The sequence below is a fragment of the Crossiella sp. CA-258035 genome (assembly GCF_030064675.1).
Taxonomy (GTDB): Bacteria; Actinomycetota; Actinomycetes; order Mycobacteriales; family Pseudonocardiaceae; genus Crossiella.
On the sequence record NZ_CP116413.1, the window covers coordinates 1,113,458 to 1,125,466 of the forward strand.

Consider the following 12,009-nt stretch of genomic DNA (forward strand, 5'->3'; position numbering starts at 1 on the left):
CGGCGAAGTGGCTCAGTTCCATTCCCAGCGCAGCCCGACAATTCCGGCCGGCACGTCCAGCGCGACCAGGTGCGCGGTGCGGAAGGCCCCGATCCACACGTCCTGCCGTCCCACCTCGGCAGACCACAGACCGTGCCGATAGGTCTGGAAGCACCGGCTGGGCACCGCGTCCCGGTGGAACTCCACCTGGGCCACGTACTCCCGCACCGGCCGCCGGAACCGGTGCAGCCTGCTCGCCGATGCCTGCCCGGCGGGCCAGACCACCTCGTACTCCAGCACCGCGGTGTCCCCGGTGCGCAGCATCCGGTCCAGGATCAGCTCGGTGACCACCAGCTGGCCGTCCGGCCCGACCCGGTTGCGGCCCAGGCGGCAGGACCGCCGGGGCGCCACCACCGGGGCCGCGCCCTCGCCGAGGTAGGTCACCGCGCACCGGTCCACCCCGTCCACCTCGGCCCTGATCACCGCGCGCACCGTGCTGGCCCCGTCCACCCCGTGCTCGTCCACGGAGTGCGTCTCCTGCAGGCTCAGGTAGGTCAGCTGCTCCTCGGTGGGCGCGCCCAGCGTCTCCAGCAGCCCGGTCAGCGTGGCCGCGTCCTCCCACAGGGTGTCCAGCGGCCGCACCGGGAAGGTCCGGCTCAGCCAGCGCCCGCGCGGCCGGCGCGGCCCGAGCAGGCCGAGCAGGGTCTGCCGGGGCAGCCCGAGCACCTCCTCCAGCACGCCGACCGCGGCCAGCGACTCCCGCCGCTCCGGCTGGCTGCGGCCGCGCCGCCAGTAGCTGAGCGTGGACAGGCTGACCCGGACCCCTCGCTGGGCCAGCCTGCGTTGCAACGAGTCGAGACTGAGCCCGCTGCGCTCGATCGCGTCGTTCAGCGCGGCCGGGAAGTTCTCCAGCACGGTGGGGGCTTCACCGGCACGGGGGGCGGGCAGCGGGAACGAGCTCAGGCGCATGGCCGTCACTGTCCGGCCGGGCCGGAGCGGCGAACAATCCGGAACCCACTAGGTAGGGGGTACGCGACTATTGCGCGCTCGTGATCAGTATCACCCAGACGGGTGGTAGTTGGGGCCGCTCAGCAGACTAGGTTCTACTAACGAAGGTTAGCCTTCCCTTATCAGGCAGTTGACGAAGTGAGGACGCATGACCACGCGGCACGCCAGCACCGTGAGCCCGGTCGAGCTGCTGTCGGACTACCGCGCCGGATCCTCGTTCTTCTTCTCCTCCCCCCGCGGCGTGCTGCTCGCCGAGGGAACCGCGGCCACCGTGCCCGGCGTCGCCGCCCCGGGCGAGCTGGGCGCGCTGCCCGCCCGGGTGGCCGCGGTGCTCGCCGAGGCCGGACCCGGCGCGCTGGTGGTGGGCGCGGTGCCCTTCGACCACAACGCGGCGGCCAGCCTGGTGGTGCCCGAGGGAGTGCGCCGGGCCGAGGCGTTCCCGGCCGAGCTCCGGCTGCCGGAACTGAGCATGAACGTGCCGGAGTGGGAGATCACCCCGGTGCCCGAACCAGCGGCGTACGTGCGCTCGGTGCGCGCCGCGCTCACCCCGCTGCGTTCGGGCGAGCTGGACAAGGTGGTGCTGGCCCGCTCGCTGGAGCTGACCGCGCCCACCACGGTGGACCTCGGCCCGCTGCTGAACAACCTGATCCGCCGGGACCCGGCCGGCTACACCTTCGCCGCCGACCTGCCCGGCCGCACCCTCATCGGCGCCAGCCCCGAGCTGCTGCTCTCCCGCCGGGGCACCAGCGTGGTCTCCAACCCGCTGGCCGGTTCCGCCGCGCGCAGTGCCGACCCGGAGGAGGACCGGCGCCGAGCCGAGGCCTTGCTGGTCTCGGCCAAGGACCGGCACGAGCACGCGGTGGTGGTGGACGCGGTGGCCGCCGCGCTGCGCCCGTACTGCCGGACCCTGGACGTGCCTGCCGCCCCGGAGCTGGTGCGCACCGCGACCATGTGGCACCTGTCCACCAGGGTCACCGGCGAGCTGGCGGACGAGCGGACCTCCGCGCTGGAGCTGGCCGCGGCGCTGCACCCGACCCCCGCGGTGTGCGGCACGCCGGTCGGCGCGGCCAGGGACAAGATCCGTGCGCTGGAACCCTTCGACCGCGGCTTCTACACCGGCATGGTGGGCTGGTGCGACGGCAACGGCGACGGCGACTGGGTGGTCACCATCCGCTGTGCCGAGGCCGATGACCACTCGCTGCGGCTCTTCGCCGGGGCGGGCATCGTCGCGGACTCCAGCCCGGAGGCCGAACTGGCCGAGACCGCGGCGAAGTTCCGCACGCTGCTGCTGGCCATGGGCATCGAGCAGATCGCCTGAGCTGGAGGACCTGGGTGCACACCGAGGCGGTCCGCGACGCGCTCGCGGACGAGGAACTGGCGTACTGGCAGCTGCTGCCCGCGCGGCAGCAACCCAGCTGGACCGACCCGGCCCTGGCCGCGGCGCACCGCGCCGAGCTGGCCGCCCGGCCGGGCCTGGTGCACTGGGCTGAGGTGGACGGGCTGCACCGCTGGCTGGCCGAGGTGGCCGGCGGCAGCGCCAAGGTGGTGCAGGCCGGCGACTGCGCGGAGGACCCGGCGGAGTGCACGCCGGAGCACATCGCGCGCAAGGTGGCCATGCTGGACGCGCTGGCCGGGGTGGTCGGCGGGGCCAGCGGGCTGCCGGTGGCGCGGGTGGGCCGGTTCGCCGGTCAGTTCGCCAAGCCCCGCTCCAAGCCCTCGGAACGCTGCGGCGACCTGGAGCTGCCGTCCTACCGCGGCCACCTGGTCAACGGCCCGGAAGCCGACCTGACCGCCCGGCGACCGGACTCGGCCCGGCTGGTGTCCTGTTACGAGGCGGCCAGCGTCGCGGTGGGCGCGCTGCGCGGCGCGCGCAGGCCGTTCGGGCAGCCGGTGTGGACCTCGCACGAGGCGCTGGTGCTGGACTACGAGCTCCCGTTGCTGCGCAAGAACTCCGCAGGCCAGACCTTCCTGGCCTCCACGCACTGGCCGTGGATCGGCGACCGGACCCGCCAGCCCGATGGCGCGCACGTGCGCCTGCTCGCCTCGGTGGCCAACCCGGTGGCCTGCAAGGTCGGCCCGACCACCCCGCGCGCGGACCTGCTCAAGCTGTGCGAGGTGCTGGACCCGCACCGCACCCCCGGCCGGCTGACCCTGATCGCCCGCTTCGGCGTGCGCCGGGCCGCTGAGCTGGCCCCGCTGGTGGCCGCGGTGCGCGCGGCAGGCCACCCGGTGGTCTGGCTGAGCGATCCCATGCACGGCAACACGATCAGCGCCGCGGGCGGGGTCAAGACCCGGCTGCTGGCCGACCTGATCGCCGAGGTCAGCCAGTTCCTGCGGATCGTGCCCGAACAGGGCGGCGTCGCCGGCGGCCTGCACCTGGAGGCCACCCCCGACCCGGTCACCGAATGCCTCGGCGCGGGCGTGGAGGCCGACGACCTCGCCCGCTGCTACACCTCCCTGTGCGACCCCCGCCTCAACCAGCAACAAGCCATCACCCTGGCCGCCGCCTGGCGCTGACCCACCCCGCGTGTTGGCCGTTGTCGTACGCAGTGTTGGCCGTTGTCGTACCTGGTGTTGGCCGTTGTCGTACGCCACGGGCCAACACGACGTACGACAACGGCCAAGACCCCGTACGACAACGGCCAACACGCGGGGTGGGGGTTAGCTTGCGGGGTGGACCAGGCCGGTTTCGTAGGCCAGCACGATCGCCTGGGCGCGGTCGCGCAGGGCGAGCTTGGCCAGGATGCGGTTGAGGTGGGTCTTCACGGTCTGCTCGGAGAGCACCAGCTCCACCGCGATCTCGGTGTTGGACAGGCCCCTGGCGACCAGGGTGAGCACCTCGGTCTCCCGGTTGGTCAGCACCTCCAGCCGCTCGGGGCGGGCCGCCGGGGCGGGGCGGCTGCGGACGAACTCGCTGATCAACCGGCGGGTCACGGTGGGCGCGAGCAGGGCGTCCCCGGCCGCGACCACCCGGATCGCGTTGACCAGCTCGGCGGCAGGCGCGTCCTTGAGCAGGAAGCCGCTGGCGCCGGCCCGCAGCGCCTCGAACACGTAGTCGTCCAGGTCGAAGGTGGTCAGCACGAGCACCCGCAACGGGTTCTCCGTCGTACCGTCCGAAGTGGACTCTCCGCCGAGCAGTCGCCGGGTGGTCTCCAGGCCGTCCAGGCGGGGCATCCGGATGTCCATCAGCACCACGTCCGGCCGCTGCCCGCGCGCGTCCAGCTCGGCGATGCCGGTCAGCGCCTCGATGCCGTCGCCCGCGGTGCCCACCACGGTCATGCCGTCCTGGGCGCCGAGCAGACCGGCGAAGCTCTCCCGCACCATCGCCTGGTCGTCGACCACGTAGACCCGGATCACGCCGCCCCCTCGGTGTTGTCCGCCAACGGAATCCTCGCCCGCACGGTATACCCGCCGTCCGGCCGCGGCCCGGCCCGGAACTCGCCGCCGACGATGCCGATCCGCTCCCGCATCCCGGTGATCCCGTTGCCCGGCCCGGACTCCCCGGCCGCCCGCAGGCCAGGATCGTTGTCCACCACCAGTTCCAGCTCACCCGGCAGGTACCGCAGCGCCACCCGGACCGCCGCGCCGGGCGCGTGCCGCCTGGCGTTGCTCAGCGCCTCCTGGGTCACCCGGTACACCGCCAGTCCGGCCGCCGAGGGCACCGGCCGCGCCGGGCCCTCGACGGCCAGCGCCACCGCCACCCCGGACCGCTCCGCCTCGGCCACCAGTTCCGGCAGCTCGGCCGGGGTGGGCTGGGGCGCGAGCTCCGGCTCGGCGTCCTCGGCCCGCAGCACCCCCAACAGGCCGCGGGTCTCGGACAGCGCCTGCCGGGCCGCATCTCCCAGCTGGACAAGCTCTTCGCGCACTCGATCGTCCGAAATGGACAGTCGGTAGGGCGCGCTGTCGGTGCGCACCGCGATCATCGACAGGTGGTGCGCGATGATGTCGTGCAGTTCCCTGGCGATCCGGGCGCGCTCGGCCAGCACCGCGGTCTTGGCCTGCTCGTCGGCCATGTCCCTGCGCACCCAGGCCAGTTCGGAGGTGGCCGCGTCCTCCCGGCTGCGCGACACCCCGACCACCACCGCGACCAGCGCGAACACCACGGCGAACGGCGAGTCGGGGAACCCGCCCAGCGGCAGCGCGGCGGCCAGGTAGGTCAGCAGCACGGACAGCACGCCGACGGTCACCCGGTCCCGGTGCGGCGCGCGGGCCACCGCCGCGAAGACCGCGGGGATGAGGGCCAGCGCGCCGATCGACCACGGCCGCTCGATCGCGGGCACCCCCGGCAGCACCCTGGGGAAATCGATCAGCAGCGGCGCCACCGCCAGCGTGGCCAGCAGGCCCATCGCCAGCCGCCAGGCGGTCACCGGCGACCGGTTGCTCAGCAGCCAGGGCAGCAGGTGCGCCAGGGTGAGCAGCGCGCCGGCCACCGGGTTGAACGCCGTGAACCAGGTGACCCCGTTGGCCACGGCCAGCAGTCCGAACAGCAGCACCGCGGTCTTGCGGCGCACCCACCGCGGACCCGGCAGCCAGGTCACCGGTGGTCCCCAGTCGGCGTCCCGCGCGGTGACCAGCATCCGCCAGGTCGCCCGCAACCCGGTTCCGAGGTGTGTCAGCATGCCGCCGACGCTAGTCAGAGCCACGCCGCCGATCGTCACACGCTGGTACCGCTTCCGGAGTCAAACCACGGGGTGACGACGAGACGGAAACGGCCCGGCCAGTCTCGGTCGCATGGATCCCACCCTCCGGCTGATCACCCGGTTGCTGGCCACCTCCGCGCTGTGCTGGCTGGCCTGCGCGGTCGTGGTGGCCGTCTTCGTCGACTTCGTCTACTTCGGACAGTTGGACCCGTTCCGGTCCACCTTCAGCGAGTTCATCTTCACCGAGCAGGGCGCCCGGCTGGTCGGGGTCAGCATGCTGGCCACCGCGTTCGGCTCGCTGGTCCTGGGCGGCGCGCTGATCAGCGCGGGCGCGCCCGGCGGGCGGCGGGCGGCCTGGCTGATCGCGGTGTGGGCGCTGGGCCTCGGCGTGGCCGCGGTGTTCCCGATGGAGCCGGTGCACGAGCCACTCACCCCCTACGGCGCGGTGCACCGCTACGCCGCGCTGACCGGGTTCATCACCCTGCCGCTGGCCGGTCTGCTGCTGGCCGCCCGGTTCCGCGGCCATCCGCAGTGGTCGGCGCTGTGCCGGCCGCTGCGGGTGGTCTCGGTGCTCGGCCTGATCGGCGTGCTGGCCTTCCTGGCCACCTTCCTGCCGTTGGACCGGCCGATGTGGTTGCTCGGTGAACGTGGTTACAGCGGTGCGGCCGAACGGTTGTTGCTGGCCGCCCATGTGGTGCTGTTGCTGCTGCTGGCCTGGCGGGTCCGTCGGCACACAACGCAGCCGAAGATCACCCCGAAGCGGGAACCCGGACTCGTCCGTGTCGAACGCTGTTGATGTCCACAGTGGACACCTAGCGTGAGGGGATGCGCCGAACCGCCGCCCTGGCCGCCCTGCTCGCGGCCGTCGCCGCCGTCCCAGCCGCCGCCGCGGCCCCCGGCACCAAGCTGGAGCTCACCGCCACCCGCAAGCTGATCACCCTGCCCGCGGTGCCGCTGCCCGGCATCGCCTACGCGGTCCAGTCCGACCTGGCCAACGCCGACGGCTCGGCCGCGGGCAAGCTGACCATCAGCTGCACCGTGGTCGGCCTGACCCCCGAGCTGCACATCGAGGCGCAGTGCCTGCACATCTACCGCTTCCAGGACGCCGCGGAGCTGCACACCACCGCGCGGGTGACCAGGAAGCTGGCCAGCGAGGACAAGCACCAGCAGGTCATCGTCGGCGGCACCGGCCGCTTCCGCGGCGCGAAGGGCGAGGGCAGCATCGTCTTCGACACCGACAAGACGGTGAAGTACACGCTGGACTACGACCTCTAGGCCGATCAGGGCACCGTGATCGCGGCGACCATCAGGTGCCGCATGGTCGCGGTCACCTCGGCCGAGGGCAGCGGCCGCTCGGCCGCCTGCCACTCGCGCAGCAGCCCGGTCACCGCGCCCACCAGCGCGGTCGCGATCAGGTGGTAGTCCCGGACCGGGGCCTGCCCGCGCTGGGCCGCCCTGGTGGCCTCGCCCTCGATCAGCGTGCTCCACTCCGCCACCCAGCGCTGGTGCTGGCGCTCCATCGCCGGGCTCACCCCGACCGCCTCCACGTAGGCCAGCCGGGGGCGGCGCGGGTCGGCGGTGATGTCGGCCATGAACACGTTCAGCAGGGTGCCGATCCGCTCCGGCGCGTCGGCGGAGTCCGGCAGCGTGCGCAGCGCGCTGACCACGTGGTGCAGGGCGACCGCGTTGATGTCGTTGTGCAGGCTCAGCAGCAGGGCCTCCTTGTTCGCGAACTCCTCGTAGAAGTTCCGCGTGGAGACCCCGGCGTGCGTGCACAGTTGCTCGATGCGGGTGCCGTGGTAGCCGGCGGTGGTGAACAGCTCCAGCGCGGCCTCGACCAGCCGGGCCCGGCGGTCGGCCTTGCGCTGTTCGGGACGCATGCCGCGGTAGATGCGCGCGGTTGTCCCCGTCTCCTGGGCCATACCTCCAGCGTAGATCGTTCGGGGGGTGTGCACCGGTCAAGTGGTCATGACCATTGCCACATCTGGGCCGGACGGCCTAGCGTGTGAAAATCTCGATTACCACAGCGAGCGTCCCAAGGAGGTCGCCCGTGTCGCCGTCCCCCCGACTCCGACTGCTCGGCGCATGTCTGCTGACCGCGTTAGCGCTGACCACCCTGCCCGGCACCGCCACCGCCGCGCCCGCCGCGGTCCCCCTGCCCTCCGCGGACCCCTTCTACCAGCCGCCGAACCCGCTGCCCCCCGGCAAGCCCGGTGACCTGCTGCGTTCCCGCCAGGTCAAGGTCACCGTGCTCGGCCTGGAGGTCCCGGTCTCGGCCTGGCAGATCCTCTACCGCTCCACCGCGGCCACCGGCGCGCCGATGGCGGTCTCCGGCACCATCCTGGTCCCGCAGACTCCGTCCACCGGCAAGCCGCGTCAGCTGGTGAGCTACGCGGTCGGCGCGCACGGCCTGCACGAGACCTGCGCGCCCTCCTACAAGATGCGCACCGGCACCGAGAACGAGGTGGCCCTGATCGGCCAGTTCCTGCTCGCCGGGTTCGCCGTGGTGATCACCGACTACCAGGGCCTCGGCACGCCGGGACCGCACACCATGGCGGTCGGCCCGGCCGCCGGGCACGCCATGCTGGACGCGGTGCGGGCCGCGCAGAAGACGCCCGGACCGGAGCTCGGGGTCGGCCCGGTCGGCATCTACGGCTACTCCCAGGGCGGCCAGGCCGCCAGCCACGCCGGTGAGCTCCAGCCGACCTATGCCCCTGAGCTCCAGGTGGCCGGGGTGGTCGCCGGTGGCATCCCGCGCGACCTGCGCGAGCTGTTCCCGGTGATCGACGGCGGCCCGTTCTCCGCGCTGATGATCGGCGCGGTCTCCGGCCACATGGGCGCCTACCCGGACCTGCCGGAGGAGTTCATCAACGAGGCCGGGAAGAAGCTGATCGCCAAGCAGCGCACCGAGTGCATCGTCGGCACCATGCTGCTCACCGGCGCGTTCAAGCGGCTCAAGGACCTGACCACGGTGCCGGATGCGATCAAGGACCCGCGCTGGCAGGCCCGGCTGGCCGCGGACGTGCCGGGCAGCCGCAAGCCGACCGCGCCGGTGCTGCTCTTCCACGGTGACTTCGACGAGGTCATCCCGTTCAAGGTGGCCAAGCCGCTGCTGGCCGACTACTGCGCGCGGGGCGCGACCGTGGAGTGGCGGACCACCCACCTCACCGAGCACATCCTGGGCAACATCGCCGGGGTGCCGATGGCGGTGTCCTGGCTGAAGGCCCGGTTCGCCGGGGTGCCCGCCGCCACCTCCTGCTGAGCAACGACAGCGGGGCCGCCCGATCCGGACGGCCCCGCTGTGCGGCCAGGACTCAGCTCACCACGTCCGTGCGGGACCGGCGGACCAGCTCGGCCAGGTCGTTCATCACCTTGGTGAAGGACTGGTAGCTCATCGGCGCGGCCGCGAACCACGGCCCGACCTGGTCGGCCTGCACCGCGGGGTGCAGCTTCCAGGTGGCCACCTCGGCCATCTGGGCCGGCGTCAGCGCCTGGGCCTCCCGGTTGTCCACCAGCACCAGGTCGGCCGGGTACTCCCGGACCTGCTCCCAGCTGATCTTCTGGAAGTACGCCTCGCCCTGGGCGGGCTCATAGACGTCCAGGCCCAGCGAGCGGAAGTACTTCAGGTCGCCGGACTCCTGCGGACGCACCAGGTACAGGTCGTTCTTGGTCGCGCTGACCACCAGCACCTTCAAGCCGGGCTTGCTCTTGGCCGCCTCGCGCAGGTTGTTCTCCGCCTTGGCGAACTCGGCCTTGGCCGTGGCCACCGCGCCGCCCTTGACGTCCGCGCCCAGCGCGCTGGCCAGGGTCTCGAACCGGGCCAGCGCCTCGGGGATCGGCTTGCCGCCGATCTTGATCCCGGCGGTCGGCTTGACCTTGTCCTTGGCGGTGTCCGGGATGTACCAGAGCGTGTCGTCGTACATCGTGGTGATGGTCAGCTCCGGCCGCAGCGAGGCGAACTTCTCCAGGTTGAACTCGCCGTAGGTGGTGCCGACCGACTGGACCGCGCCGAGGTCCACGTTGCCGATCTGCGGGTCCGGTCGGCCGTCGGCGAGCTTCTGCGGGCCGAACACGCCGGTGACCTTGACGCCGAAGTCCCACAGCGTGCCCGCGGCCGCGGACTGGGCCACGATCCGGGTCGGCTTGGCGGGCAGGCTGATCTTCTCGCCGCGGTCGTCGGTGAACTCCCACGGGCCGCCGCCGGTGGGGCCGGTGGCGGAGCAGGCGGCGAGCAGTCCGGCGGTGGCCAGCACGGCCCCCGCGCGGAGCAGTCGGCGGGTGGATCCCAGCATGTTCTTTCCTTTCAGCCGGCGTTGGCTCGGTTGGCCCTGGCCAGCAACCACAACAGGAACGGCGCCCCGATCACGCCGGTCACCACGCCGACCGGGAGCTCGGCCGGTAGCAGGGTCCGCGCGATCAGGTCGCTGACGAGCAGGAGCAGGGACCCGGCCAGCCCGGAGGCCAGCACGGGCGGGGTGGCCGACCGGCACAGCCGCAGCGCGAGCTGCGGGGAGACCAGTGCGACGAAGACGATCGGCCCGGCCGCCGCGGTGGCGACCGCGGCCAGCCCGACCGCGACCAGGCCGAGGGACAGCCTGGCCCGCTGCACCGGGATGCCGAGTCCGGTGGCGGTGTCGTCGTTGAACTGCAAGGCATCCAGCCAGCCGCGCAGCAGCAGGGTGAGCGGCAGCAGCAGCACCACGGCCACCGCGATCCAGGTGACGTGGCCGAAGTTGCGGGCGTTGAGCGTGCCGGTGAGCCAGACCATCGCGCCCTGCGCGTCGTAGACACCCAGGCGCAGCAACAGATAACTGGTCGCGCCGGTGCACAGCGCCTGCACGCCGATGCCGACCAGCACGATCCGGTAGCCGGTGCTGCCTTGCTTCCAGGCGAGTGTGTACACGGCGAAGGCTGAGGCCAGCGAGCCGAGCAGGGCCAGCAGCGGCACGCCGAGCCCGCCGCCGACGCCGAGCGCGGTGCCCGCGACCACCACCACGTTCGCGCCGCCGGTGATGCCGATCAGGTCCGGGCTGGCCAGCGGGTTGCGGGTGAGGGACTGGAACAGCGCGCCCGCGACGCCGAAGGCCAAACCCACCAGCAGGCCGACCAGCGCGCGCGGCAGCCGGAGCTCCCGCACCACCAGCAGGGTGGAGTAGTCGCCGATGCCGCCGAGTGCGGCCACCACCTCGTCCAGGCCGAGCTGGAACTCGCCGGTGGCCAGACTGACGCAGAACATCAGCAGGGTCAGCGCGGCCAGCAGCACCGACACCGCGCTCACGCGGGCCCGGTTGCCGAGTTTCACAGGGGTAGTGGTCACCGATCACAGCTCCGGGAGGCGCTGGCGGCGGACCAGCGCGATGAAGAAGGGCGCGCCGAGGAAGGCGACGATGATGCCGACCTGGAGCTCCTCCGGCCTGGCCAGCACCCGGCCGAGGATGTCCGCGCCCAGCAACAGGATCGGCGCGATCACCGCCGAGTAGACCAGCACCCAGCGGTGGTCGGGGCCGGTGATGATCCGGGCCATGTGCGGCACCACCAGGCCGATGAACACCATCGGCCCGCAGGCGGCCGCGGCCGATCCGGCGAGCAGGGTGATCGCGAGCACCGAGACCAGCCGGATTCGGCCGACGTTGCGGCCCAGCGCCCTGGCCACGTCCTCGCCGAGGGCCAGGCTGTTCAGCGCCGGGCTGACCGCGAGCGCGAGCACCGCGCCGACGAGCAGGAACGGCAGCAGTTGGTAGAGCACCCTCGGGTCCTGGCCGTTGATCGCGCCGACCGCCCAGAACCGGTAGCGGTCCAGGGTGGCCGCGTCCAGCAGCAGCACCGCGGAGACCATCGAGTTGAGCATCGCCGAGACCGCGGCCCCGGCCAGCGCGAGCTTGGCCGGGCGGGCGCCGTCCCGGCCCAGGCTGCCCAGGCCGAAGACCACCACGGTGGCCACCAGCGCGCCCGCGAAGGCGAACCAGACGTAGCCGTAGAAGGAGGCGATCCCGCCGAAGAGCGCGGACAGCGTCACGCCGAAGGCCGCGCCCGAGGTGACGCCGAGGATTCCCGGGTCCGCCAACGGGTTGCGGGTCACGCCCTGCATCAGCGCGCCGGCCAGGCCGAGCGCCGCGCCGACCGCGAGACCGAAGCCGGTGCGCGGCATCCGCAGCCCGCGCACGATCGCCTCGGCCTCCGGGCTCTCCGGCCGGAACACCGCGGTGAACACCTCGCCGAAGCCCAGGTCGGTGGTGCCCACCATGATGGACAGCACGCACACCAGCAGCAGCACACCGAGGGCGAGGAGCAACCCGAGTGGGCGCGACAGACCGGCCCCTGACGACCGCCCGGTCGCCACGGGCTGCCGCTTTTCGACCGTGGTCACCCGGTGAGGATAGCC

The 12,009-nt window shown here is 72.8% G+C and carries 12 protein-coding genes; 5 read left to right on the forward strand and 7 right to left on the reverse strand.

Features of this window, described 5'->3' with window-relative positions:
• Nucleotides 1-12 precede the first annotated feature (12 nt).
• A complete protein-coding gene (locus N8J89_RS05370) occupies nucleotides 13-948 on the reverse strand; it encodes an XRE family transcriptional regulator (RefSeq protein ID WP_283663243.1) in 936 nt (311 codons plus the stop codon).
• A 187-nt stretch (nucleotides 949-1,135) separates the two neighbouring features.
• On the opposite strand from N8J89_RS05370, the gene dhbC reads away from it, so the two are divergent.
• Entirely contained in the window at nucleotides 1,136-2,305 is a 1,170-nt protein-coding gene (gene dhbC / locus N8J89_RS05375) for an isochorismate synthase DhbC (protein WP_283663244.1), read from the forward strand.
• A gap of 14 nt (nucleotides 2,306-2,319) precedes the next feature.
• The gene (locus tag N8J89_RS05380) at nucleotides 2,320-3,504 is read left to right on the forward strand and encodes a 3-deoxy-7-phosphoheptulonate synthase (RefSeq protein ID WP_283663245.1); all 1,185 of its coding nucleotides are present in this window, start codon (nucleotides 2,320-2,322) and stop codon (nucleotides 3,502-3,504) included.
• Nucleotides 3,505-3,648: 144 nt separating this feature from the next.
• Here the strand turns inward: N8J89_RS05380 and N8J89_RS05385 are convergent, their stop codons facing one another.
• Nucleotides 3,649-4,344, reverse strand: coding sequence for a response regulator (locus N8J89_RS05385; protein ID WP_283663246.1), 696 nt, complete (start codon nucleotides 4,342-4,344; stop codon nucleotides 3,649-3,651).
• Nucleotides 4,341-5,606, reverse strand: coding sequence for a sensor histidine kinase (locus tag N8J89_RS05390; protein ID WP_283663247.1), 1,266 nt, complete (start codon nucleotides 5,604-5,606; stop codon nucleotides 4,341-4,343). Before N8J89_RS05390 ends, N8J89_RS05385 begins: the two co-directional genes overlap by 4 nt.
• Before the next feature lie 112 nt (nucleotides 5,607-5,718).
• Here N8J89_RS05390 and N8J89_RS05395 point away from each other — a divergent pair, with 112 nt between their 5' ends.
• Together N8J89_RS05395 and N8J89_RS05400 are read left to right on the forward strand one after the other, a co-directional pair.
• The gene (locus N8J89_RS05395; RefSeq protein WP_283663248.1) at nucleotides 5,719-6,423 is read left to right on the forward strand and encodes a DUF998 domain-containing protein; all 705 of its coding nucleotides are present in this window, start codon (nucleotides 5,719-5,721) and stop codon (nucleotides 6,421-6,423) included.
• A 29-nt stretch (nucleotides 6,424-6,452) separates the two neighbouring features.
• Nucleotides 6,453-6,902 (forward strand): allene oxide cyclase barrel-like domain-containing protein, encoded by a 450-nt coding sequence (locus tag N8J89_RS05400; RefSeq protein WP_283663249.1) that lies wholly within the window; start codon nucleotides 6,453-6,455, stop codon nucleotides 6,900-6,902.
• Between the two features lie 5 nt (nucleotides 6,903-6,907).
• Here the strand turns inward: N8J89_RS05400 and N8J89_RS05405 are convergent, their stop codons facing one another.
• Nucleotides 6,908-7,549 carry a TetR/AcrR family transcriptional regulator gene (locus N8J89_RS05405; RefSeq protein ID WP_283663250.1) on the reverse strand — a complete coding sequence of 214 codons (642 nt, stop codon included), beginning with the start codon at nucleotides 7,547-7,549 and terminating at the stop codon, nucleotides 6,908-6,910.
• A 128-nt stretch (nucleotides 7,550-7,677) separates the two neighbouring features.
• On the opposite strand from N8J89_RS05405, the gene N8J89_RS05410 reads away from it, so the two are divergent.
• Nucleotides 7,678-8,889: a lipase family protein gene (locus N8J89_RS05410; protein WP_283663251.1), complete on the forward strand. Its 1,212-nt coding sequence runs from the start codon at nucleotides 7,678-7,680 to the stop codon at nucleotides 8,887-8,889.
• 52 nt (nucleotides 8,890-8,941) lie between these two features.
• On the opposite strand, the gene N8J89_RS05415 is transcribed toward N8J89_RS05410, so the two are convergent.
• Genes N8J89_RS05415 through N8J89_RS05425 form a run of 3 tightly spaced genes read right to left on the reverse strand, consistent with a single transcriptional unit; the run spans nucleotide 8,942 to nucleotide 11,994 of the window.
• Nucleotides 8,942-9,919, reverse strand: a complete 978-nt coding sequence (locus N8J89_RS05415; RefSeq protein WP_283663252.1) for an ABC transporter substrate-binding protein — start codon at nucleotides 9,917-9,919, stop codon at nucleotides 8,942-8,944.
• A gap of 11 nt (nucleotides 9,920-9,930) precedes the next feature.
• The gene (locus tag N8J89_RS05420) at nucleotides 9,931-10,944 is read right to left on the reverse strand and encodes a FecCD family ABC transporter permease (RefSeq protein ID WP_283663253.1); all 1,014 of its coding nucleotides are present in this window, start codon (nucleotides 10,942-10,944) and stop codon (nucleotides 9,931-9,933) included.
• Nucleotides 10,945-10,947: 3 nt separating this feature from the next.
• Nucleotides 10,948-11,994 (reverse strand): FecCD family ABC transporter permease, encoded by a 1,047-nt coding sequence (locus N8J89_RS05425; protein ID WP_283663254.1) that lies wholly within the window; start codon nucleotides 11,992-11,994, stop codon nucleotides 10,948-10,950.
• Between the last annotated feature and the right edge of the window lie 15 nt (nucleotides 11,995-12,009).